Source organism: Porphyromonas pasteri (assembly GCF_014647755.1).
Taxonomy (GTDB): Bacteria; Bacteroidota; Bacteroidia; order Bacteroidales; family Porphyromonadaceae; genus Porphyromonas; species Porphyromonas pasteri.
On the sequence record NZ_BMPU01000003.1, the window covers coordinates 14,028 to 39,507 of the forward strand.

General features: G+C 55.4%; 16 protein-coding genes. 9 read left to right on the plus strand and 7 right to left on the minus strand.

Annotated features, from left to right (window positions below):
• Nucleotides 1-10: 10 nt before the first annotated feature.
• The 3 genes from IEX77_RS05370 (at nt 11) to IEX77_RS05380 (ending at nt 3,439) form a co-directional block, all read left to right on the plus strand.
• Nucleotides 11-433, plus strand: a complete 423-nt coding sequence (locus tag IEX77_RS05370) for a SufE family protein (RefSeq protein ID WP_044115385.1) — start codon at nt 11-13, stop codon at nt 431-433.
• Between the two features lie 21 nt (nt 434-454).
• On the plus strand, nt 455-2,758 hold the full coding sequence (locus IEX77_RS05375) for a GH92 family glycosyl hydrolase (protein ID WP_188808038.1): 2,304 nt from the start codon (nt 455-457) through the stop codon (nt 2,756-2,758).
• Nucleotides 2,759-2,857: 99 nt separating this feature from the next.
• Complete coding sequence (locus tag IEX77_RS05380; RefSeq protein ID WP_188808039.1) at nt 2,858-3,439, plus strand: hypothetical protein; 582 nt, start codon at nt 2,858-2,860, stop codon at nt 3,437-3,439.
• Between the two features lie 99 nt (nt 3,440-3,538).
• On the opposite strand, the gene IEX77_RS05385 is transcribed toward IEX77_RS05380, so the two are convergent.
• Nucleotides 3,539-4,402, minus strand: a complete 864-nt coding sequence (locus IEX77_RS05385) for an alpha/beta hydrolase family protein (RefSeq protein ID WP_188808040.1) — start codon at nt 4,400-4,402, stop codon at nt 3,539-3,541.
• Nucleotides 4,403-5,226: 824 nt separating this feature from the next.
• Here IEX77_RS05385 and IEX77_RS05390 point away from each other — a divergent pair.
• The 4 genes from IEX77_RS05390 to folD all read left to right on the plus strand — a co-directional run bounded on the left by IEX77_RS05390 (nt 5,227) and on the right by folD (nt 10,685).
• Entirely contained in the window at nt 5,227-6,090 is an 864-nt protein-coding gene (locus tag IEX77_RS05390) for an aldo/keto reductase (RefSeq protein ID WP_009433614.1), read from the plus strand.
• Between the two features lie 333 nt (nt 6,091-6,423).
• Complete coding sequence (locus tag IEX77_RS05395) at nt 6,424-7,419, plus strand: class II fructose-bisphosphate aldolase (protein WP_044124235.1); 996 nt, start codon at nt 6,424-6,426, stop codon at nt 7,417-7,419.
• 145 nt (nt 7,420-7,564) lie between these two features.
• Complete coding sequence (locus tag IEX77_RS05400) at nt 7,565-9,610, plus strand: M3 family metallopeptidase (protein ID WP_188808041.1); 2,046 nt, start codon at nt 7,565-7,567, stop codon at nt 9,608-9,610.
• Between the two features lie 181 nt (nt 9,611-9,791).
• Nucleotides 9,792-10,685: a bifunctional methylenetetrahydrofolate dehydrogenase/methenyltetrahydrofolate cyclohydrolase FolD gene (gene folD, locus IEX77_RS05405; RefSeq protein ID WP_188808042.1), complete on the plus strand. Its 894-nt coding sequence runs from the start codon at nt 9,792-9,794 to the stop codon at nt 10,683-10,685.
• 105 nt (nt 10,686-10,790) lie between these two features.
• Here the strand turns inward: folD and IEX77_RS05410 are convergent, their stop codons facing one another.
• The 6 genes from IEX77_RS05410 to IEX77_RS05435 all read right to left on the minus strand — a co-directional run bounded on the left by IEX77_RS05410 (nt 10,791) and on the right by IEX77_RS05435 (nt 19,147).
• Nucleotides 10,791-11,822 (minus strand): discoidin domain-containing protein, encoded by a 1,032-nt coding sequence (locus tag IEX77_RS05410; protein ID WP_188808043.1) that lies wholly within the window; start codon nt 11,820-11,822, stop codon nt 10,791-10,793.
• A gap of 76 nt (nt 11,823-11,898) precedes the next feature.
• Nucleotides 11,899-13,116 carry a DUF1735 and LamG domain-containing protein gene (locus IEX77_RS05415; RefSeq protein WP_188808044.1) on the minus strand — a complete coding sequence of 406 codons (1,218 nt, stop codon included), beginning with the start codon at nt 13,114-13,116 and terminating at the stop codon, nt 11,899-11,901.
• Between the two features lie 9 nt (nt 13,117-13,125).
• Complete coding sequence (locus IEX77_RS05420; RefSeq protein WP_188808045.1) at nt 13,126-14,283, minus strand: glycoside hydrolase family 18; 1,158 nt, start codon at nt 14,281-14,283, stop codon at nt 13,126-13,128.
• 21 nt (nt 14,284-14,304) lie between these two features.
• The gene (locus IEX77_RS05425; protein ID WP_188808046.1) at nt 14,305-15,849 is read right to left on the minus strand and encodes a SusD/RagB family nutrient-binding outer membrane lipoprotein; all 1,545 of its coding nucleotides are present in this window, start codon (nt 15,847-15,849) and stop codon (nt 14,305-14,307) included.
• A 36-nt stretch (nt 15,850-15,885) separates the two neighbouring features.
• Nucleotides 15,886-18,873, minus strand: coding sequence for a SusC/RagA family TonB-linked outer membrane protein (locus tag IEX77_RS05430; RefSeq protein WP_229770816.1), 2,988 nt, complete (start codon nt 18,871-18,873; stop codon nt 15,886-15,888).
• A gap of 67 nt (nt 18,874-18,940) precedes the next feature.
• On the minus strand, nt 18,941-19,147 hold the full coding sequence (locus IEX77_RS05435) for a hypothetical protein (RefSeq protein WP_188808048.1): 207 nt from the start codon (nt 19,145-19,147) through the stop codon (nt 18,941-18,943).
• A gap of 474 nt (nt 19,148-19,621) precedes the next feature.
• Here IEX77_RS05435 and IEX77_RS05440 point away from each other — a divergent pair, with 474 nt between their 5' ends.
• Both IEX77_RS05440 and dnaE read left to right on the plus strand, forming a co-directional pair.
• Nucleotides 19,622-20,941 (plus strand): UDP-N-acetylmuramoyl-tripeptide--D-alanyl-D-alanine ligase, encoded by a 1,320-nt coding sequence (locus IEX77_RS05440; protein WP_188808191.1) that lies wholly within the window; start codon nt 19,622-19,624, stop codon nt 20,939-20,941.
• Between the two features lie 812 nt (nt 20,942-21,753).
• The gene (dnaE, locus tag IEX77_RS05445) at nt 21,754-25,443 is read left to right on the plus strand and encodes a DNA polymerase III subunit alpha (RefSeq protein ID WP_188808049.1); all 3,690 of its coding nucleotides are present in this window, start codon (nt 21,754-21,756) and stop codon (nt 25,441-25,443) included.
• Nucleotides 25,444-25,480: the final 37 nt, after the last annotated feature.

The following is a 25,480-nucleotide window of genomic DNA, read 5'->3' on the forward strand; positions in this document are numbered from 1 at the left end:
CCCACACTCCATGCCTACAATCAACGAACTACAAGACGAGATCATAGAAGAATTCTCTGCCTTGGACGATTGGATGGACCGCTATGCGCTCATCATCGACCTCGGCAATACCTTAGAGCCACTCCCCGAGAGCGACAAGACCCCGACCAATATCATCGAGGGGTGCCAGAGTCGCGTGTGGATCACCGCCCACTTTGACGGTGAGCGCGTGCACTTCCAGGGAGAGAGCGACGCGATCATCGTTAAGGGTATCGTCAGCCTTCTGCTACGTGTCCTCAATGATCAGAAGCCACAGGACATCCTCGACTCCGACTTGTACTTCATCAAGGAGATAGGTCTCTCCGAGCACCTCTCCCCTACACGCTCCAACGGGCTCGTCTCGATGCTCCGTCAGATGCGTCTCTTCGCTGCAGCCTTCGCCAGCCAAAGCTAAGTATCTATCTCACCCTATCTCATGCATCTATTACCCCATTCACTGAGGTCGCTTGCCGCGTCCTCAGCAGCCCTCCTTGCGGCCACCTTCTTCCTGCCGGCCTGCTCCTCGAAGACTACGGGCAGTAGTTCCAGCGAGGATCTTCTGAGTTTCGTCGATCCGTTCATCGGTACGGGTGAGCACGGACACACCTTCCCAGGGGCTACACGCCCAAATGCGATGGTGCAGTTCAGCCCTGACACCCACCTCATCGGATGGGATGCCAGCAGTGGCTACCATGAGTCCGACAGCGTCATCTATGCCTTCAGCCTCACCCACCTCTCAGGGACGGGTATTGGTGACCTCGGTGATGTGGCGATCCTTCCCTATAGCGGAGCTGACACGCTGCGCCCCATAGCTCAGTTCGACAAGGCAGAGGAAGCTGCTTCCCCTGGCTACTACTCGGTACGTCTGAAGAACTTCGGTATCCAGACTGAACTGACCTCCACCGACCGCGTCGGACTCCTACGAGCTACCTATGCTGACAGCACAGACCGCAAGCTCCTCCTTGACCTCGGTCATATCCTCCAGCCCAACTGGGGGCATAAGGTCGTGGGGAATGACTTCCGCCTCGTCAATGACTCGACTATCGTCGGCACCTACTACACCAAGGGCTGGGCAGAGCATCATCAGATGAGCTACATCCTCCGCCTCTCCACGCCTGCCGATAGCATCGCCCTCTATCGTGATGGTGAGCGTCAGCGACTCAGCGCAGGCTTCGCCGTCGAGCGTGACACGGCTGACCTGAAGCTCCACCTCTATCTCCCCAAGGGGAGCACGCCCTATCTCGTTAAGGTCGGTCTCTCGGCTGTCTCTCCCGAGGGTGCTGAGCGCAATATGCAGGCAGAGCTCCCCGACTGGGACTTCGAGGCTGTACGCACCGAGAGCCGCCGTATCTGGGCTGATCTCCTCGGCAAGATCCGCATCGAGACCTCTGACACAGCAGTGCTAAAGAACTTCTATACCGCACTCTACCACTCGCATATCGCCCCCTTCAACTATCAGGATGTCGATGGTAGCTTCCGTGGCATGGACAAGGCTATCCATAAGAATCCCCGCCCCGAAGAAGGTCACTACACCGTCTTCTCTATCTGGGATACCTATCGTGCGCTGCATCCTCTGCTCACGATCATCGACCCCGATCAGGCACTGCGCTATGGCAAGAGCCTCGTCAGCGACTATGACGAAGGGACGATCCTCCCACGCTGGCCACTCGCCTCGAACTATACGGGCTGTATGCCTGCCTACCACTCGGTGAGCATCCTTGCCGACCTCGTTGCTAAGGGTCTGGCTACAAGTGAAGATCTGCGTCACTGGACGGAGGCTGCGCAGCGTAGCTCGATCTATCGCGCTGATCTGGCGGAGAAGTTCGCCGGTACGCGTGAGCTCGACCTCATCACGCGCCATCCTTACTACAAGGAGCGCTACGGCTTCGTGCCCTGCGACTCCGTCCCCGAGAGCGTCAGCTGGGGTGTAGAGATGGCTTACGATGACTGGTGTATCGCCCGGATCGCTGAGGCTGCAGGCCTCGACTCCGTAGCTAAGGCTTACGACCAGCGCGGGCTCTACTACCGCCGCTACTGGGATCGTGAGACAAACCTCATGCGCCCTGTCAAGGGTGATGGCTCGTTCCTCACACCCTTCAACCCCCGCTTCTCCGCTCACGAGAAGAGCGACTATACCGAGGGCAATGCCTATCAGTGGAGCTTCTACGCGCCCCACGACATGGAGGGCTTCCTCAAGCTCATGGGTGGTCGTGAGGTGCTGGAGCGTAACCTCGATACGCTCTTCACCACGTCCTCACGTATTGATGGGGCTGAGCAGTCGGGTGACATCACGGGCCTCATCGGGCAGTATGCACACGGCAACGAGCCCAGCCATCACATCGCCTACCTCTACAACTACACCGCTGCACCACACAAGGGTCAGGCAATCCTCGACACCGTCCTGCGACACTTCTACAAGCCTACGCCTGCGGGTATCATTGGCAACGAGGACTGCGGTCAGATGTCTGCTTGGTACGTCCTCAGTGCGCTGGGCTTCTATCAGGTCTGCCCAGGGAAAGCCGAGTACACCATCGGCCGTCCGCTCGTAGATATGGCGAAGATCCAGCTCCCCAAGGGCATCTTCACTATCGAGGTGCGTAACAATAGTAAGGAGAATAAGTACGTGCAGCAGGCCTCCATCAACGGACGTGACATCACGGAAAGCCTCACCTTCACGCACAAGGATATCCATCCCAATAGCAAGCTCACCATCGTCATGGGTCCCAAGCCCCGACGCTAAGGAGCACCAGCTCTCCTAAGCATGTAGCGCCAGCGTCTCCGACAGCAATCCCATTGCTCCACGTAGAAGCTGGCGCTACGCTTTCATCCCCCCTCATCTATGCGTATACGCCATTTCCTATACGCCCTCATCGGGCTCATCCTCTGCTCACTCCCCCTACAAGGGCAGAGCCGTCAAAACATCAGCCTGAAGTTCATGGGCCTCAGCTTCCACCCTCTGAGCGGGAGGCCCAATGCCAAGCTGATGCCGAACCGCCTGGACCCCGAGGCTTACTTCGTAGTTGATCTGGGCGCCCTACTCTCCTACGAGTACTTCATTATCCCCGAGATCCTCTCCGTCAAGGGTATCCAAGGGCTTTATGCTGACTGCACAGCCCAGCTTGCTGGTGTGACGAGTATCGGCCTACGTGCTCGTATCTTCCACATCGGGCGGCATCGCCTCTACGGTGGTATCGGACCGACATGGATCTACCGACGCAACTGGTACCGCCTGCCTGGGTACGTCGACACGAAGTACTTCGAGGGTAGCCCCACGGACAAGTGGCAGCGTAAGTTCCTCTGGTACGGAGGCGAGCTGGAGTATAAGTTCGCTCTCAGCTCCAAGCTCGACATAGCGACGACCTTCGTCCCAGGCTACCCCGACCTCATGGCCTTCGCTGTCGGTCTCAGCTACAATCTTTAGCCCGCACAAGCACACCTCATCAAAGAGCTCCGCCCCGACCGCCCACATAGAATGGACGATCGGGGCGGAGCTGTTTCTATCAAGGAGGGTTCTCCGTAGCTATCGCTTCATGAAAGTCTGGATGTAGCGCTTGACCTGCTGAAGGGCCTCTCCAGAGAAGCCATGCTCACCACCTGGGATCACGTGGTACTCGGCATTCTTGTAGATGGTGGCCGCACGATCCGATACGGACTGCTCTACGATACGATCCTTATCCCCATGAAGGATCAGCACAGGGCCTTGGAAGCGCCCGATGACGGCATAGGGGTCGATATTCCACACATCTTTGTAGTACTTCTCCCCGAGACGCATTCCCCAGAGGGTGTTTGCCAGAGGGATTTTCGAATACTCGCCCCACTGCTTACGCACCATCTCAGGGATGCTGAAGGCGGGATAAATCAAGATGAGCGAAGCGATATCATCGGGGCGCGATGCCGCAGTGAGGGCGGAGACGAGCCCGCCTTGGCTCAAGCCCAAGAGGGTGATATGTCGGGGATCGACGTCGGAGCGACGCTTGAGCTGATCGATGACCGCATTGAGGTCTGCCTGCTCGGTGAGGACAGACATATCTGTCGTCGCACCAGCACTCAGGCTCTCACGTCCACCACCGTTGAAGTCGAAGGTATAGCAGAGGTAGCCCATACGCGTCAGGAGCTCGGCATAGCCCTCACCGTCACGGTGCGTCACGCCGAAGCCGTGACTGAGGATGACCAGCGGTAGGCGCCCCTTGACTCCAACCGGGCGGTACAGGCGACCATAGATACCGAGGTGATCGCGCGAGCTATACACCTCCTCGATACTAATACGCTGCTCGGGTAGCACGTGGCGACGGCTCTGCATCCCAGCGGAGCGGAAGAAGGAGCAGGAGCTCAAGGCCAAGGTCAGCGTCATAAGCGCCAAGAGTAGGCTGAATGTTCTCTTCATGATAGTCTATCTAAATAAGAGTGAAGTCAGGAGATACGATAGTAGTGGTATGGGGAAGCCCCCCCCAATCCACCTTAGCAAAGATAAGGGCTTCACAGGATATCTCCCACTTCACTCATACCTATGGATAAGCTCCCACTACCCCCCCCTTGAGTGAACCTATGTTGGTCGCGGGGTGAACCTATACAGGATGGCGAAGAAAGCTATATAGCTTTGGACTGATTCCTATATAGCTTTGTGAAGTGACCTATATCAGGCCGTTGCTCCGCGTAGGGAGAAAAGTTATGGACGAGTGGTAGATAAGTTTGGGCTACGTACGTGGCTCTAATATCTACGTACGTGGATATTTGGATTTACGTGCCTGGTCTTTAAGACTACGTGCATAGATAGAAGAATTCCACTACGGGAAGGTGCTTTTTTCTTCGCGAGAAGGACACTTTTTCCTCCACAGGATAAGAGGAATACTCGCAATAAAGCGAAGAGCTTGTGTATCTCTTCGGGGAGGGATATCGGGGAGCTGGGCATGCAATGCCTTAGCACAATAAATAGAGGGCAGGACTCGCGGCAACAGTCTCATATTGGTCACTGAGCGAACCTATATAGGTCACGAAGCGAAGCAGTATTGGTCAGCTCGGCGACCTATATAGGTCAGCCCAGCGACCCATATAGGTTGTCTTTCCCTCCTATATGGGTGGGTATTCTCTCTCCGTACTCGCACATGGGGAAACCTTGCAAGAAGACGAGTTGTTATCGCCATAGTGCGGGGACACTCATCGCCCATAAACTCTCATTCTTATCCCGAACAATCAACCCTTCCCAACAGTATGGAACAGAAGACAATCACACTAAACAACGGCGTCGAGATGCCCCTCTTGGGCTACGGCGTGTATCAGGTCTCTCCCGACGAAGCTGAGCGCTGTGTAGCCGATGCCCTGAGCGTAGGCTATCGCATGATCGACACGGCACAGATCTATCAGAATGAGGCAGGTGTCGGTAGCGCAGTCAAAAAGAGTGGTCTAAGCCGTGATGAAGTCTTCATCGTGGACAAGATCTGGATATCCAACTTCGAGGGTGACGCCCCGAAGCGTAGCCTGGATGAGAGCCTGCGTCTGCTCGGCACCGACTATATCGATCTCATGCTGATTCACCAGCCCTTTGGCGATCGCTACAATGCCTATCGCGCCCTCGAAGATGCCCTCAAGGAGGGTAAGGTAAGGGCTATCGGCGTGAGCAACTTCTACCCCGACCACCTCATTGACCTCTGTCACTTCACGGATATCGTACCCGCTGTGAACCAAGTCGAGACCCACGTCCTCACCCAGCGTATCGAGGAGCGTCGCTATATGGATGAGCTGGGTGTGAAGCTAATGTCGTGGGGCCCCCTTGCCGAAGCAAGTAGCGAACTCCTCAACAATGAGACCCTGCTCACGATCGGCGCCGCTCATGGCAAGACGGTAGCACAGGTAGCTATGCGCTATCTCCTGCAGCGTGGTATCATCATCATACCGAAGTCTACCCGCAAGGAGCGCATGGAGCAGAACTTCCAGCTCTTTGACTTCACGCTGACAGAGAGCGAGATGCAGGAGATCCTGAAGCTGGACACGGGGCACTCCTTCGTCATGCCCAGCCATCATGACCCCGAGGTCACGAAGATGTTCATGGGCTTTGCCCCACGCAAGGGGAAGTAAAGGCCTCGACTTCTGAGAAGATAAAAACCGCCTAAGAGCGAATAAGGGGAGCCGATTCTACTGAGTAGAGTCGGCTCTCCGTGCTTTATACACCCTCACATTTCGATACCCACAACCCCATAAAAGTGAGACGAATATGGGGTGAGAGCAGAGGGTAAATCAGGAGATGAATACCCCAATAGTCAGCACCATTCCCGAGATACAAGCTTTATGAGGGGAGAGGAGTAGCCTCAACTTCCTGAAAAATTTAAGTATATCGAACCGTTTTACATATATTTCCCTTATCTTTGTTGCATAGAACGATAAACGTATCAACTATAAATAGGAACAGTAATGGTTAGTTACAAAGAACTGGGTCTTGTGAACACCCGCGATATGTTCGCAAAGGCTATCAAGGGTGGCTACGCTATCCCCGCTTTCAACTTCAATAACATGGAGCAGCTGCAGGCTATCATCAGCGCTGCAGTAGAGACCAAGTCTCCCGTCATCCTTCAGGTATCCAGCGGCGCACGTAAGTACGCTAACCAGACGCTCCTGCGCTACATGGCTCAGGGTGCTGTAGAATACGCTAAGGAGCTGGGCTGCCCCAATCCTCAGATCGCCCTTCACCTCGACCACGGTGATAGCCTCGAGCTCTGCAAGAGCTGTATCGAAATGGGCTTCTCCTCTGTGATGATCGACGGTTCGCACCTCCCCTACGACGAGAACGTCGCTCTGACACGCTCTGTCGTTGAGTACGCTCACCAGTTCGACGTGACGGTCGAAGGTGAACTCGGTGTCCTCGCTGGTATCGAAGACGATGTCGTAGCTGAGCACCACACCTACACCGAGCCCGAAGAAGTTGTTGACTTCGTCAGCAAGACGGGTGTTGACTCACTCGCTATCTCTATCGGTACGTCACACGGTGCTAACAAGTTCACGCCTGAGCAGTGCCACCGCGACGCTAACGGCATCCTCGTACCTCCCCCCCTCCGCTTCGATATCCTCGCTGAGATCGAAAAGCAGATCCCTGGCTTCCCCATCGTACTCCACGGTTCTTCCAGCGTACCCCAGGACGAAGTCGCTACGATCAACAAGTTCGGTGGTGCCCTCAAGGATGCTGTCGGTATCCCCGAAGAGCAGCTCCGTCAGGCTTCTAAGAGCGCTGTCTGCAAGATCAACATCGACTCTGACGGCCGTCTCGCTATGACCGCTGCTGTACGTAAGGTCTTCGCAGAAAACCCTGCTGAATTCGACCCACGTAAGTACCTCGGTCCAGCTCGTGAGTCTCTCAAGAAGCTCTACGAACACAAGATCATCAACGTCCTCGGCTCTAACGACCGCCTCTAAGACGTCGATCCCTACGTATCCTACCCCTGCGGCCTTCCGCTGGAGGGATACACCATACGGCTACCTGCCTTCGCCTGCCCCTTCGCGTGGCTGCGACGAAGGCAGGTAGCTTTCTTTTCACCCCCTCCCGTGTATCACTGACGACATGAATAGTATTTGTCAGCCCAGCCAGCTCCCCCGCGGAGCCTATGCCTTTGACCAATTCAAGACAGAGGACTTCCGCGAGGCCTTCCGTCTGGCTATCGAAGAGAAGCGCCGTGAGGTAGAGGTCATCATCGCCTCGCCCGAAGCCCCCACCTTCGCCAATACCATCCTTGCTCTCGAGCGCTCCGGTGCCCTCCTCGAGTGGGTATCAGGTAGCTTCTACAACCTCCTACATGCTGAGGCTACGGACGAACTGATGCAGATCAGTCAGGAGGTTAGCCCTGAGCTCTCGGCACTCTCCTCCTTCATCACCCTCTCCGAGCCCCTTTTTGAGCGGATACGCCAGGTATGGGAGACACGTGAGAGCCTCCAGCTCGATGCCGAAGACCTTCGCCTCCTCGAGCGCTGCTATGAAGGCTTCAGCGAGAGCGGTGCCCAGCTCCCTGCCGAGGAGAAGGAGCGACTGCGCGAAGTCAAGCGTGAGCTGAGCGAGCTGAGCCTCACCTTCGGACAAAACAACCTCAAGGACCAGCAGCGCTTCCGCCTCTTCGTCGATGATTCTGCTGCGGTCGAAGGGCTTCCCCACTCGACACTCGCCGTAGCACGCGAGCTGGCAGAGAAGGAGGGTAAGGGCGAAGGCTGGCTCTTCACCCTCTCAGCCCCCAGCTACTTCCCCTTCATGCAGCACTGCCCCTCGAGCACCCTACGCCAAAAGATGTATCTGGCAAAGATGGCTGTCGGGGCTGCTGGAGACGCATATGACAATAGAGAGCTCATCCGTCGCCTCGCGAACCTGCGTCTGGAGCTTGCCCAGCTCTTAGGCTCCAAGAGCTTTGCTGAGAAGGTCCTCGCCCGCCGTATGGCAGGTAGCACGACGGCAGTCTATGGGCTGCTCGACGAGCTCCTCGAGGCTTACAAGCCTGTGGCAGAGAAGGAGCTTGCAGCAGTGGCTAACTTCGCACGCGAGGCAGGAGCTGCGCTCCCCCTCCAGCCCTGGGACTGGAGCTACTGGGCAGAGCGCTACAAGCAGGCCTTCTATGAGCTGGACGAAGAAGAGCTACGCCCCTACTTCGAGCTATCGCGCGTCTCGGATGCTATCTTCTCGCTGGCAACACGCCTCTACGGCATCCGCTTCACCGAGCGTACGGATCTGCCCGTCTACCACAGCGACGTACATACCTACGAGGTGCACGATGCCGATGGGAGCTATCTTGGACTTCTCTACACCGACTTCTTCCCTCGTGAGGGCAAGCAGAGCGGTGCCTGGATGAACAACCTCCAGGAGCAGTATCACACTGCCGAGGGTGAAGACCATCGTCCCCACATCGTGCTGGTGATGAACTTCACCCAGCCCACGGCCGATCGTCCCGCCCTGCTCACGCCAGGTGAGGTACGCACCTTCCTACATGAGTTCGGTCACTCCCTGCATGGTATGCTCTCCACATGCCGTCACGGCTCGCTCAGCGGGACCAATGTCGTCCGTGACTTCGTCGAGCTACCCAGCCAGCTGATGGAGAACTGGCTGGACGAGCGTGAGTGGCTCCAGAGCTTCGCCGTACACTATCAGACGGGCGAAGCACTACCCGAGGTCCTTATGGAGCGTATGGAGCGTGCCCGCCACTTCCTCGTAGGCTACGCTGCCTGTCGTCAGCTGAGCTTCGGCTACCTCGATATGGCTTGGCACACGATCACCGAGCCACTCGCCGAGGGCCTTGACACAAAGACCTTCGAAGATACGGCTTGGCAGAAGGCCCAGCTCCTGCCCGCCACGCCTGCACCTTGCCAGATGAGCACCTCCTTCGGGCACATCTTCTCGGGTGGCTATGCAGCTGGCTACTACGGCTACAAGTGGGCCGAAGTGCTGGATGCCGATGCCTTCGCTGCCTTCCAAGAAGAGGGGATCTTCTCTACGGCTACAGCTGAGCGCTTCCGCCGTGAGGTACTGAGTCAAGGTGACCGCCGTGATGCCGAGGATCTCTATCAGAGCTTCCGTGGCAAGAAGGCCACCATTGATGCCCTCCTTCGTCGTGACGGCATCGAGCGCTAAGAGTACGCCTTCCACTCCAATAAAGCAGTACCGCCCCACAGCCTCTCCGCGAGGTCTGTGGGGCGGGGCTTTTTCATAAGTAGATCTACCTCATAGGCGCTAAACTTTGCCTATCTTTGATAAGCCTTAGGGCTCAGAGCGGAGTCTATCCGCCCACCTACTCATTCATCGTACTACCCCAATGAAAGAACAAACCTACAAGCTCCTCGATGGTAAAGCAACCTCCGCTCAGATCAAGCAGGAGATCGCAGCCGAAGTAGCAGCCCGCGTCGCAGCTGGCAAAAAAGCCCCTCACCTGGTAGCTATCCTCGTCGGCCATGACGGCGGCAGCGAGACCTATGTAGCAGCTAAGATCAAGACCTGTGCCGAGGTGGGCTTCCGCTCCTCACTCATCCGCTTTGAGGACGACGTCACCGAAGAGCGTCTGCTCAGCGAGATCGAGCGTCTGAATAACGACCCCGAGGTGCATGGCTTCATCGTACAGCTCCCCCTGCCGAAGCACATCAACGAGCAGCGTATCATCGAAGCTGTCAACCCCAGCAAGGACGTCGACGGCTTCCACCCCATCAATGTAGGGCGCATGAGCATCGGCCTTCCCTGCTTCGTGTCAGCGACCCCTCAGGGGATCATTGAGCTCCTTCGCCGCTACGACATCGAGACACGTGGTAAGCACTGCGTCGTCCTCGGCCGTAGCAATATCGTCGGCAAGCCCATGGCACAGCTCCTCCTGCACAAGGGTACTCCTGGCGACTGCACCGTCACGGTCTGCCACAGCCGCACCCCCAACATCAAGGAGCTCTGTCTGCAGGCAGACATCATCGTCGCAGCTCTCGGCGTGCCTGAGTTCCTCAAGGCCGATATGGTGCGCCCTGGTGCCGTCATCGTCGACGTAGGCACGACGCGTGTACCCGATGCTTCGCGTAAGAGTGGCTTCAAGCTCACCGGTGACGTAGCCTTCGATGAAGTAGCACCCCTCGCCTCCTACATCACGCCCGTCCCTGGTGGCGTCGGCCCGATGACCATCATCTCCCTCATGCTGAATACCCTCGCAGCAGCTAAGCAAGCTGAGGACTAATTCGCACACACCGTCCCCTCCTTTGCGAAGGGAATAAAAAGCCTCAGGGGCTGTATCTCACGATGGAGATACAGCCCCTGAGGTCTTTTAGTAGGAGGGAGAAGCTTAGTTCTCTGCGTAGAAGGTCAGCTCACCGATACCGAAGTATCCAAATGAATAATTAATACCCAGGATCTTCACGCCCTTTGCCTCAATAGGATTAAGGAAGCGAACGGTAGCAGAGCTTTCTTGATTGAGGTAGGATGCGGAGAGTACTCCCTGAGAAGTCCAGGTCGTGCCGTCCTGCGTCGTGAAGATCTCAATCTGCTCAGCATTCATAGAACCATTCGTTCCCTGAAAGTGAATAGCTGTAAACTTCTTCGTACCGCTAGTAAGGATACCTGATACCCATGGAGAGCTATCTGCAAACTGAGCATACCATGCAGAAGAGGCGTCACCATCATAGAGATTGCCCTTGCCATAGCTACTAGAGTATGCTGTAGAAACTTCATAGGTAACATCCGTAGAAGCAAGCGCCGTACCCTGAGGGCCACGCGTATAGTAACCGATATTCTGGAAGCTCTTCTTCACAGGGATGAAGTAGGTACCATAGTCCTGGCTGACACCGACAGTGGATGAGCCCGAGACAGCAGATACCTGGACAGGGATAACATAGTACTCCGTAGCAGCATTAGCCGTAGAGATCTCGGCATACTTATCACCCACACTGATGGTGATAGCTGAAGAGCTCTTCGTCTGCCCCTTAGGGATGGTTACGGTCGTGGTAGAAAGCTTAGCATAGCCTTCGGGAGCGACCTTATAGCCAGGGTTGGTTGAGAGGGTGCTGGTGAAGGAAGCGATAGAAGCTTCCGACGTAGCGAGAGCTACAGTCACCGTCACATCCTGATCAACGGGCTTGGAGAGGTAGACATAGCGCTCCTGAGCAGTGAACTCAGAAATGGTCGTTCCCTCTAGCGTAACCGTAAGAGGTTTGATAGACTTAGCGAGGTCGAATTCACCCGTCTTGATATACGCTACGGATGCAGCAGTCTGTGTCTCGGTCTTATCAAAGAGAGGAGTATCCAGATCAAAGCTCTTGCTACAAGACGTGAGGCCAAGGAAGAGCGCTGCGCAAGCTATAGATAGAGTCTTTTGCATATTAAACTTCTATTAGAGGGGTCGTACACGCCCCTCCCAGCGCTGGGAGGGGCGTGCCGTACCACCAATATTACGATTAGGGTACCTTAACCGTACCAGTACCGTCAGAGCGAACGTTGGAAACCCAAACTGGAGTCAGAATCTGGCTGTTACCAGGGTTGTTCTCATCGTATGACACACCATAGACGTTGAGAGCAGGACCACCAGAGATCGAATTAGCAAACGTGCCACCCTGACCTTCGTTCATCTTCCAGTAGTGGAGGAGACCTGGGGTCGTAGGATCTACGGTGTACTCGTTATCCTTCAGCTGCTCAGGCGTACGAGTCGTATTCCAGATACGGAGTTCGCTGAAGATACAAGCATTGACAAACCATGCAGCACCCGAGCCAGCGACGTGGATAGCATCGTTGAGCTTGAAGGTACGACCAGCAGGCTTGTCCGTGCTGACGACCTTGCTACCATTGACGTAGAGCGTAGCCTGTGCCCCATCGTAAACGAGGGCAATGTGATACCACGTATCCGTCTTAGCACCTTCGAAGGTACGGTCGATCTGCCCACCATTACCGAACTTGATGTTCAGGTAGTTGTATGGGGGGTTAGCATCACCGAAACGCATGTAGATCTCTGAGCCTTGAGCCCAAGCACCAAAGATCGCCTGGTTATTCTTATTCAGCCCATTGATATTGACACGCATTTCGATAGTGAAGCGTTCAAGGCTCGTTTCAGGAATACCACGAGCAATGGCACGATAGTATCTTCCCTTATACGTACCGAGGATAGGAGCACTTGCTGAGGTGATCGTCTTGATAGCATAGACGTAGGTATCTGCCCCATTAAGGATAGGGGTAGAGGCATCTACGCTCTTGAGCTTGAAGGCGACAGCATACTTCTTACCGAGGTTCATCTGCTCCTGCGTCAGAGGCTGGAGAGTTACCTTAACCGCTTCGGAGAAGACAGCACCAGCCTTGACGACAACCTGCGAGGAGGAGAGAGCCACCTGACTTGCGGGGAGCATCGTGAAGGCAGTCCCATTGATCTTGTTGTACTCATTGAGAGCCTCCTGACTCAGCTCGAGTGCATAGGTTTGGTCCTTGCTCTGAGGCGAAGAGATACGGATATTGATATCCGTAGAGACTTCGCTGTCTCCGAGCTGGAGTGACCCGAGACGCCCAGCCTGTGTACCCGTCTGAGCGATGTAGGCTTGATTCGTGAGCTCCTTGAGTTCTCTGTCGTTACAGGAGCTGAGGAGTGCAGCAGCAGCTACGACTCCGAGGAGATATTTATTGATCTTCATTGGATTCGTCTACTTGATCTGGGGGTTCATAAGCTGGATAGCACGACGCCACCAGGGATAAGAGAGGCCCTTGACAGGCTTCATGTCGATCCCGTTCACGACGTCAGGCGTATTGACGGCATACTCAAGGTCTACACGGAAGGCTCCGACACCACCCTTACGGTAGGTGACACCATCGACGACGGGGTTCTGAAGGGCGAAGTTGAGGATCTGTCCGAGTTCGGCTTCACCACCACGAGTAGCGCCCGATTCGAAGTTTACCACGAAGATGCTCTTCTTACAGATTTCTTCCACAGAGAGTACATCCTTAAAGACTCGAAGGGCTCCCTGGAAGTGTGGATTCTGATAGCATACTCTGTTGCTATAAGCCTGGATGATGAAGTAGTTGAAATACTTGGCATGCGTTGGGGGGAGAGCATCGGGCTGACCGTCAACAGCAAGGACCTTCTTACGACCAGCTTCCGTCTCAGCCATAGGGCCAATACGCTTACCGAGCGTTTCGATGAAGAGCGTCATGAGCGTAGGCACACCATTCTCCACATCGGTACGCCACATTTCATAGTCCGTATGGAAGGGATGAATATAGCTTGGCTCAGCATCGATATCGAATCCATCATAGCCATACTTGTCGATAAGGTCGCAGATAGCATTAGCGTACTTGACGACAGCAGCACGGCGAGCAGCCTTACCTTCTTCCGTCTGCTCAGTGCTCCAGCCCCAATACTTATGCGTCCACTTTTCGCCACTCTTAAGAGTAGCCTTTTCTGCATCCGTAGGATCTGGGGTGATACCAGCGCCCATATCGAGGACGAGGAAGCAGATCATCGCCTTCAGGCCCTTCTTCTGCTGTGCAGCGCGAAGGTCCTTAAGCTGAGCTTCAGTTGGATTCTTCCACCCGCCCCAGAGAGAGACGAGGTCTACAGAGTCGGGCAGGCCCATCAGTGAGCTCTGCATATTCGTACCAACACCCGTCCAAGCGCTGTAGTAAGAGAATGCGATCTGGTGATCAGAGTTCTTGTAGTCGCGCAGAGCCTTGTAGTAGGCCTCTGAGTGGTTGGGCTGGGTGAGGTCTTCGGGATGCTGGATCTCCATGTCCGTCCACTTGCTGCACGAAGCCAGCGTGGTCAGAGCGAGAGCCGATACCGCGAGGATATTCTTGATCTTCATTTCTTGATTCGTTAGCTATAGTTACTTCTTCTGCCACCAGAGCTTCGTAGCGTAGTCATCAGCACCACCGAGGGTGACGAGAGCTGCGTTGTAGTTAGCCTGGTTACGGGTACGCTCGTTGACGTCGTAGGGAATACGGTTAGCCACGTGAATGGTGTAGCCGTTGGTGGAGACGGGGAGCGCGAAGACCTTAGGATAGCCAGTACGGCGAATTTCCGACCAGCCTTCCTGACCATTGGGGAAGAGAGCGATCCACTTCTGGACGATCAGACGCTCGAGCTTAGCTTCTTCAGAAGCTGAGTCATCCCACTTAGGCGTGATGGTGCTGGTAGCGGACATATCCTTACCATAGCCACCATCGGCATCCTTGTAGTCAGCAGGAGTCTTGTTGCTCTGCAGGTAGGCATCAGCGCCAGAGACATTCCACTGGATGAAGGATTCCTTCACCCCGCGCTCATAGAGGTCCTTAGCAGTACCACCCATGCCCGACCAACCGGCCAGAGCACCTTCAGCACGGCAGAACCACATTTCAGCAGCAGAGAGCCATACGCTGGGGGAGTTCTTCGTGACAGCAGCAGCCGAATAAAGTTCGTCAGCAGTGTTCTTATTCTTCACGTCAGCACCAGCGAGACAGCCGATGAGCTTACGGTCACCAGCCTTAGCAGGAGCCGCGAAGTAAGCAGGGATACGAGGGTCTTCGTAGCCGTTCATGTAGGAGTCGATGTCGGCGCAAGCACGAGAGTCACCCCACTCGACCGAAGTCTTGTAAAGACCGCGAGGGATATAGGTGATAGCGCAGTTGTCAGCCGAAGACTCGATGACACCAGCCTGCACGGCCTCAGTAGCGTACTGCTGAGCCAGAGCGGGAGCAGCATAGCGCATACGGATAGCGATACGAAGCTTGAGTGAGTGAGCGAGCTTGACCCACTTGGAGAAGTCTCCAGAGTAGATCTTGTCTGCAGCCTCATTGACCGTACGACCTGGGTTAGCCAGGACGAAGGCGTTGATATTGCTTGCAGCAGCATCGAGGTCAGCTACGAGAGCCTTATAGATAGCTTCCTGAGAGTTGTAACCTTCGAGGTTGGTCGCATCAAGGCCGAAGGGCATAGGACCATACTTGTCGGTCAGAGCGAGGAAGGTGTGAGCACGCATGATGAGTGCCCAGTTGTAGTTGAGGTCTTCCTTACCAGCGAGGCTTGCGATTTCAGCGAACGCGCTCTTTGCAGGGACGAGGATCTGAGAGTTTGACCACCCGAGCCAGCCACTTGGAGCGCTGAAGGTGGCGAAGTTCTTAGAGCTCCAGCCGTTGTTAGCGTAGGTGAAGTAGCGACCGAGGTAGTTACCCACGAGGTCGAAGTTACACTGGTATGCGTTCTCCTGCTCGGGGAAAGCTACATTCTGCAGCTGAACGAGGAAGGAGGAGATATTGTAGTTATCACGCTGCAGGACCTCCTTGCTCTGGCTACCGCCAGGGCGGTTGGCTTCTTCAAAGCCACTGGTGCAGGAGGCCAAGGCGAGTGACAGGGCAGCGATGCCGAGCCCCTTGGCGATATGATTCTTCTTCATAAGATACATTCTTAATAAACGTCTCTAAGAATACGCTTAGAACTGGAGCTTCACCGTGAAGCCGAGGTTACGCAGGCTGGGCTGCATGAAGTAGTCGAAGCCCTGGTAGTAGGTACCAGTAGAAGCGGTGAGCTCGGGGTCGAATGGAGCCTTGTTATAGATCATCAGCAGGTTACGTGCCGTCAGACCGAGCGAGAGGCGGACCTTATCGCCGAGGAGCTTCTTAGGGATGAGATAGGAGACGTGAGCTTCCTGGAGGCGGACGTTCGTACCATCATAGATGTACTCTGACCAGACGGGGCTTGCACCACCGACTACAGAGTAGTAGCCCTGAGCATCGATGCGGCCGTTACCGACAGCGATACCACCAGCCTTACGAGCATCAGCAGAAGCCTGAGATACACCGTACTCATCGAGGATCGCCTGCGTCTGAGAGAGGACGATACCACCGAGACGAGCTGAGAACATGAAGCCCACGTTCAGACCCTTCCAGTTGAATTCGTTGCTCCAGCCGAGGTTAGCATCAGGCAGTACAGAGCCCTTATAGATGGGGTTGTCAAGCGTCTCGGGAATGATCTTGCCATCAGTAGAGAGGACAGGATAACCTTCGGGAGTGCGCTTGATACCGGTGTTGATGTAGATATCACCCATCGTACCACCTTCGCGGAGGTAGACGTCAGCACCCTTCAGACCACCCTTAGAGATAGGATCCTTGCGACCAGGGATCAGCTCAACGATGCGGTTCTGGTTAGCGCTGAAGGTACCCGTCGTGGTCCACTCCAGCTCGCCGAACTGGCTCGTCCAGCCGAGAGAAAGCTCGATACCACGGTTACGAACATTACCTGCCTGGATGTACTCGCTGTTATAGCCGTTGGAGGCCGACGAGAGAGGCATGAGGAAGGTCTGATTCTTCGTATTGGACTGGTAGATCGTAGCTTCGAGGCTCAGGCGGTTGCGGAAGAACTTACCCGTTACCCCAGCTTCCCATGAATAGGTCAGCTCAGGCTTGAAGTCATCCGGGAACTTATACGTGACCGTAGCATAGCTCTGCGATGCGGGGTCGTAGGTATAGCGGTAGGGAGAAGAGATCTGAGCAGGAATAGGCGAACCTACCTTAGCCCAAGAGAGGCGCGTCTTGAGGTAGTTGACCCACTTAGGCATCTTAGCCATCTGTGAGATGACACCAGAGAGACCGACAGAGGGATAGAAGAAGGGGTTAGCCGTGGTGTGAGCCAGAGCAGAGTCCCAGTCTTCACGACCCGTAAGCGTGAGGAAGACCATGTTCTTCCAGCCCGTTTCTACGCTTGCAAAAGCAGAGTTCGTGATGTGCGAGCTATTAGTGTATATAGGAGCATTACCTGCAGTAGGCTGACCGTAGTCGATCTGGTTAGGATCGAAGACGTTAGAGATAGAGCGGAGACCGCCGCGGAAGCCGCGAGCGTCGTTGTAAGAGCGGTTGGTAGACACCCCGACGTTAGCAGCGATAGAGAAGTCGTCGATACGCTTGTTGATGTTGGCCATCACGTCACCATAGAGTGAGGTGTTGTTACCCTTGCTGTAAGAGTAGTAGCCATACGGTGACCCCGTGAAGAGGGTAGCTGTAGAAGCGTAGCGCTTGCTTTCGTCGAAGCTATTGATGACGTCAGCACGAGCACGACCCGTGATGTCGATCCATTCGTTGATCTTCCACTTGAGCGAGCCGTTGATCATGTAGCGATCCTTGCTGCCCGTGGTGAGCATGCGGTTAGCGACCCAGTAGGGGTTCTGCTGTGAGTAAGCATCACCGTAGTTCCAGTTCTGGACGTAGATCTTACGGACAGGGTCATAGACTTCATAGGTACGTACACCATCGAAGTTCTCACCGCGGGGGAAGAGATACAGAGGTACGATGGGGTTGAGGTATTCACCCTGAGCGATGAGGTTCTGGTCGCCCTGACGGATGTAGTTGAAGCCGAAGTCAAGCGTCAGCTTATCTTCGAGGAACTTCGTCGTGTTGCGGAAGTTGAAGTTGTAGCGGTCGTACTTGCTGTTGGGGATGATACCAGCAGCATTAGTTGATCCGAGAGAGAGGTACGTCTGATTCTTCGCGTTACCGATAGTCAGCGAAGCCGTGTTCTGGATGTTAGAACCCGTGTTGAAGAAGTCAGCGGGATCGAACTTCCCATAGGGAGAAGCCGTCTGTGCACCCCAGCTCTTCACGTCACCAGGAGCGCTGATGAATTCGTTCTGGAAGCGAGGCATGACGAAGGGACGAGAGAAGGAGGTGCTGTTGGAGAGCATGACCTGCACGCGACCATCCTTACCCTTCTTCGTGGTGATCATGATGACCCCCTGAGCAGCGCTTGCACCATAGAGTGCAGCAGCAGCAGGACCACTGAGGACGCTGATCGACTCGATATCGTCAGGGTTGATATCAGAGATACCTTCACCCTTAGGCTGCGAAGAGTAGCGACCGTTCGTCTCACCACCGTTAGTGTTGATGATGGGTATCCCGTCGATGACGTAGAGAGCCTGGTTACTCTGGTTCATCGACTTAGGACCACGCATGACGACACGCGTAGCACCACCGAGACCCGAGGAAGAGGCGTTGATGTTTACCCCAGCCACCTTACCATTGAGGCTGTTCATAAAGTTGGCATCCTTCACCGTCGTGAGAGCGTCGCTCTTGACTTCCTGGACATTATAGCTCAGGGCCTTCTGCGAGCGCTTGATACCGAGAGCGGTGACGACAACGGCTTCCACCTGATTGTCTTCACTGGGGAGCTCGATCTTGAGCTCGGTCTGGTTACCGACAGGGACTTCGATCTTCTTGTAGCCGATGGACGATACTACGAGGACCGCACCTGCCTTCACGTTCTTCAGGCTGAACTTCCCGTTGATGTCCGTGGAAGCACCTTGGCCTTGTACGCCCTTGACCAGGACAGAAGCCCCGATCACAGGCTCATGATTAGCGGCGTCGAGGACGACCCCGCTGATACTCTTACCCTGCGCCATCGCGGTAGCGAACGTAAAGAAGAGGATCATGAGGATAGATAGTACTTTCTTCATATCTGAAACATTAAAAAATAGGCAACACACAGGTGTCCCTCATCTATGCTCGTGGAGCACGGAGCTGAGGGGCACACAAAAGAAAAGCCCCGAAGAGCTGACGGCCATAGCCGAGCATCTTCTGGGCTCTATTATTATATCGGTAGGAGGTATAGGTCTGACGCGTCGACCAAATGGAGCTGTCCATCTGTGTCGCCATCTCCTCAATGAGGGGCATAGCCACCGACCACTCGCGCATATCGCAAGCCATGCGACACACATATGCAGAGTCATTTGAGAGTAAAAGGGGCATCACGCCCGAATGCTTATCCATGTACCTTCCGTTACAATCTGGGGGACAAAGATAGGGATAAATAACATGCAGAGTATAAGGCTTTTCAATCCTCCACTTAATAAAAAATTTAAGGAAGTATAGTGGTTTGCGTCCCCTCTTCCGCAAGTCAGATAGAAGGCGCAAGGGAAGGGCGAGGCACAAAGGTGAGCAAATCATACCATACACCTATATAATAGCATACCCTCCCCCTATACAATAATATGCCATACACCTAACAACAATAGGTAGGGAAAGGACGGAGGTAGCTACTCTTCACAGCAGTCCCCGAGATGAATCCCAGCCTATCTACGCGGTATTGAGGCTATGTAGTACCTTTGTGTCACCATATATAATAGTAGTGTCACCGTAGGGCGCTTCCCACTCCCCTACTCCCTTATGACCCGACTTATGATCACGATAGAAGACCTCTACTCCATCTACCTCGCCCACCCCGTGGTGAGCACCGATACCCGCCAGCTACCCGAGGGCTGCATCTTCTTCGCCCTGCGCGGAGCGCGCTTCGACGGCAATCAGTATGCCCGTACCGCACTGGAGGCTGGTGCTGCCTACGCTATCATCGACGACCCCACCGCACAGATCGACGAGCGCACGATCCTCGTCGAAGACAGCTTGAAGGCTCTGCAGCAGCTCGCCTGCCACCACCGTCAGCAGCTGGACATCCCCGTCATCGCGATCACTGGGACGAATGGTAAGACGACGACGAAGGAGCTGACCGCAGCCGTCCTCTCGACGACCTACCGCCTCCTCTATACCGAGGGCAACCTCAATAATCATATCGGTGTCCCCCTAACCCTCCTGCGCCTCACCCCTGAGCATCAGCTTGCTCTCATCGAGATGGGAGCCAGCAAGCCTGGGGACATCGATGAGCTCTGCGGCATCGCCGAGCCCAACTACGGACTCATCACCAACATCGGTCGGGCGCACCTCGAGGGCTTCGGCTCCATCGAAGGGGTACGCCGCACTAAGGGCGAGCTCTATGATAGCCTCCGCGCACGCAAGGGTATCGTCTTCTTCCGTGCCGAAGACAAGACGCTCGAGGAGATGAGCGAAGGTATCGATCGCATCGACTACGGCACCGACCCCGAGGCACGTATCGTCGGGCAAGCTACCCCCAGCACTGGCGACCAGCTCTTCCTCCACTTCTCTTGGGCCTGCCCCACCCTCGGCATCGAGCAGCGTAGCGTACAGACTCACCTCGTCGGGGACTACAACCTCGCCAACGCTCTCGCAGCGATCACCATCGGTCTCTACTTCGACGTAGCTCCCGAGCGCATCGACGAAGCCCTCACCAGCTACACCCCCAGCAACAGCCGCTCTCAGCTCATCACCTCCGCCCGTGGCAACCAAATCATCGCAGATGCGTACAATGCCAACCCATCGAGTATGCACACGGCGCTGGACAACTTCCTCCACATTGAGCCTCTGGATCGTCCACGCACCGTCATCCTCGGCGATATGAACGAGCTGGGCGAGTCGAGCCACGAAGCCCATCAGGAACTGTATGCCCGTCTCAAGGCGCACACCGCCTCGCCGCTGACGATCTACCTCTGCGGTCCGCATTGGGTAGAGGAGCTCGGAGCTTCGGACCACGTTCTCTCCTCGGTCGAGGAGCTCATCGCACGCATCGAGGCAAAGCCCATCACGGACAGCCTCATCCTCGTCAAGGGCTCCAACGGCATCCACCTCGGCCGTCTCCTCCCCTCACTATAAGCAAAGAGCGCATAGATCTACCGTATTGACGAGATCCGAACAAATGCTTATCTTTGTAGTAGAACAAAAGAAAAGAGCCACGTTGTCGATTGGGAAACTCATCGTACTAAGTTGAAAACCGAGGCAACCCTCTCCTCCAATGGCGGGCTACCGAGACCTTCGGGTCTCCTCGCCTATGGCGAGCAGAGTAGATTACAAAGGGGGCGGGGATCTCAAATCCTGTTTTTCGGAGTTTTCACTTAATCTGCTCGTGGCTCCCCCAAGCGTAGGTCACTCACCGATACTCACCGAGTATCATGTGAGTGACCTACTTCTTTTATCGTCACCCTCCCATTTCAGTCGCGACGCACTTCGTAGAGGGGCTTCTACATCCTGAGTACTCCTGCACCGACAGACCACCACACCTGTTTCATGCACGTTATTTGAAAATAATCGTCGATCACTGGTATTATTCGCTCGTGCTTAGGGGGCTATTTCTCCGAAGTCATACAGCTATACCTTCGTCTACGTACGTGGACATAAGGACTACGCACGTAAAACCTAAAGTCTACGCACGTAGATTTTAGGACTACGTGCGTGGTCGGAAGTTTTGCTCTACGGGATGATGGCTTTTAGTCGCGGAGGAACGAATTTTTCTTCCGCGAAGCGTAAGTTTTCCGTGTATTGATTTAGACCTCAAAGCACTACAAAGATCGAGCTCTCGGGAGGGAAATTTTTCTCCTCTCGGGGCACAGAATTCTGAGCTATTTGCGGTAACTTTGCACCACACTGCAGAGGAAGCCGCCCTCGCAATCCATTCATTTTCAGTCATTATGCAGCCTTTCGTACACCTCCACGTACACTCACAGTTCTCCCTCCTTGACGGCCAGGCCTCGATCAAAGGCCTTGTCGACAAAGCTATGGCCGACGGTATGCCAGGCATCGCCCTCACGGACCACGGTGCTATGTTCGGCATCAAGGAGTTCTTTGACTACGTCAATAAGAAGAACGGCCCCCTGCTTCGCGAGCGCAAGGATCTTAAGAAGCAGATCAAGGCCCTTGAGGAGCAGGAGGAGCGTAGTGCTGAGGACGAAGCTAAGCTGAGCGAGCTGCGAGAACAGCTGCAGGCGGCCGAAGCTAAGCCTCTCTTCAAGCCCATCCTCGGCTGCGAAGTCTATTGCGCTCGTCGCTCGCGCTTCAAGAAGGATGCTAACGTCCCCAACCCCTATCGTCCCAATCAATCCGTGGACAATAGTGGCTGGCACTTAGTCCTCTTAGCGAAGGACCTCACGGGCTACAAGAACCTCATCAAGATGGTCTCACGCTCGTGGATCGACGGCTATTACTACCGCCCACGTATCGACAAGGAGCTGCTGGAGGCACACCACGAAGGCATCATCGCCTCCTCGGCCTGCCTCGGTGGGGAGATCCCCCAGCACATCATGTACGGCAATATTGACGAGGCGGAGAAGAGCATCGAGTGGTTCAAGGGGCTCTTCGGTGATGACTTCTACCTCGAGCTACAGCGTCACAAGACCGACAACCCGCTCGGTAACCAAGAGACCTACGAAAAGCAGCAGCAGGTCAATGCTGTCCTCCTCGAGCTGGGGAAGAAGCATGGTGTGAAGGTCATCGCTACCAACGACGTTCACTTCCTCAACGAAGAGGATGCCGAGGCGCACGACCGCCTCATCTGTCTCAGCACGGGTAAGGACCTCAACGACCCCCGACGCATGCGCTACAGCAAGCAGGAGTGGCTGAAGACGACGGCAGAGATGAACGAGCTCTTCGCCGACCTACCCGAGGTGCTCGCCACGACGCAGGAGATCTGCGACAAGGTCGAGCTCTATAGCATCGAGAACGATCCTCTCATGCCAGACTTCCCCATCCCCGAGCAGTTCGCCAATGCCGACGAATACCTCCGTCATCTGACCTATGAGGGTGCCCGCCGCAAGTACGGCGAAGAGGGCATCACCGACGAGGTACGTGAGCGTATCGACTTCGAGCTGGGCGTCATCTCTGGCATGGGCTTCCCTGGCTACTTCCTCATCGTGCAGGACTTCATCGCTGCCGCCCGTGATATGGGCGTCTTCGTAGGCCCTGGGCGTGGATCGGCTGCAGGGTCAGCCGTAGCCTACTGCCTCGGTATCACGGATATCGACCCCATCCGCTATGACCTCCTCTTCGAGCGCTTCCTCAATCCCGACCGTATCTCCATGCCTGATATCGACGTGGACTTCGACGATGACGGGCGTGCGGATGTGCTCCACTGGGTCACGGAGAAGTACGGCTACGAGCGTGTAGCCCATATCGTCACCTATGGCACGATGGCCGCCAAGAGTGCCATCAAGGACGTCGCACGCGTGCAGCGCCTCCCTCTCTCGGAGAGTGACCGCCTCACGAAGCTCATCCCTGACAAGATCCCCGATGTCAAGAACATCTCTATCAAGGCAGCCATTGAGCACGTCCCCGAGTTGAAGCAGGCTTCTCTTAGCCCCGATCCCCTACTTCACGATACGCTGAAGTACGCTCAGATGCTCGAGGGCAACATCCGCAGTACGGGCGTGCATGCCTGCGGTATCATCATCGGGAAGATGGATATCAGCGACGTAGTCCCCTTGAGCACCGCCGAGGACAAGGCCACGGGCGAGAGCATGCTCGTGACGCAGTACGAAGGCTCGGTCATCGAGTCTACGGGCCTGATCAAGATGGACTTCCTCGGGCTCAAGACCCTCTCGGTCATCAAGGAAGCCCTGCTGAACATCAAGAAGAGCCGCGGTATCGAGATCGACATCGACAAGATCCCCATTGATGATGCCAAGACCTACGAGCTCTACACCGAGGGGAAGACCGTCGGGACCTTCCAGTTCGAATCCGCTGGGATGCAGAAGTACCTGCGCGAGCTGAAGCCCTCGACCTTCGAGGACCTCATCGCGATGAACGCCCTCTATCGCCCAGGGCCTATGGACTACATCCCCGACTTCATCGACCGCAAGCACGGCCGTAAGCCCATCACTTACGACTTGCCATGTATGGAGCGCTACCTCAAGGACACCTATGGTATCACCGTCTATCAGGAGCAGGTAATGCTACTCTCCCGTGAGATCGCCGACTTCACGCGTGGGGAGTCCGACGGGTTGCGTAAGGCGATGGGTAAGAAGCTTGCCGACAAGATGGCCGAGCTGAAGGTGAAGTTCCTCGCTGGTGGCACGAAGAAGGGCTACAAGGAGGACACGCTAGAGAAGATCTGGGCCGACTGGGCGAAGTTCGCCAGCTACGCCTTCAACAAGAGCCATGCTACCTGCTACAGCTGGGTCGCCTATCAGACAGCGTACCTCAAGGCGAACTACCCCGCGGAGTACATGGCTGGTGCGCTGAGCCGCAACCTCAACAACATCTCCGAAATCATCAAGCTCATGGACGAGTGCCGTACTATGGGCATCCGCGTACTCACGCCAGATATCAATGAGTCCGACTTCAAGTTCTCCGTGAACCAAGACGGCAACATCCGCTTCGGGCTTAACGCCATCAAGGGCGTAGGTAGCTCAGCGGTCGAGATGATCATCCGTGAGCGCGAGGAGAATGGGCCCTTCGAGAATGTCTATGACTTCTTCGAGCGCGTGCCCATGAGCATCGTCAATAAGAAGACGCTTGAGAGCCTCATCTTCTCCGGTGCCTTCGATAGCTTCGGCCTGCAGCGTGAGATCTATAGCGCACCGATGGAGACGGGGAATGATGACTCCTTCCTCTCCGCCCTCGTGCGCTTCGGTCAGGTCAGCCAGGCAGAGCAGAGCCTCAATGAGTCTTCCCTCTTCGGAGGCGATGACGATGCCCTACAGATCCCACGCCCCACACCTCCGACGCACTTCGTCGAGCTCTCGGATATGGAGCGTCTCAATAAGGAGCGTGAGCTCGTCGGGCTCTACCTCTCAGGCAATCCGCTTGACCCCTACCGCGTACTCCTCGAGTGCTACTGCCCCGTCAATGCACAGATGATGAATGACCCAGAGGCTCTCGGCGAAGGCCGTCAAGTCTCCTTCGGCGGTATGGTGTCGAACGTCTTTATCGGAACGACCAAGCGTGGCGACCCCTATGCTCGCATCACGATCGAGGATACACAAGGCTCGTGTACGATTCCGCTGTTTAGTGGGAACTATGTGAGCTACTCGCAGTACTGCCAGAAGGGGCTCTTCGTCTTCGTCGAAGGGGTCATCCAGAAGCGCCGCTACGGCGAAGAGCTGGAGCTGAATATCCAGCGCGTGAGCCTGCTGAGTGATGTCATCGACCGAATCATCTCCAGCATCCACCTGAATATCGATGTACGCATCGTCAATCAGAGCATCATCAGCGAGCTCGGAGAGATCATATCGAACAATAGCGGCTCTGCTATGTTATCAATAAGACTCTCGGATGGTACGGGGCGCAATGATGTCGAGCTCACCTATGACCAAGGTATGATAGCTCCGACACCTATCCTCCTCGACTTCTGCCGTCAGTACGGCATCGAGATGACAGCTAAGTAGTAAGTAATAATATTAGTCTCACCTATAAGAAAGGAAA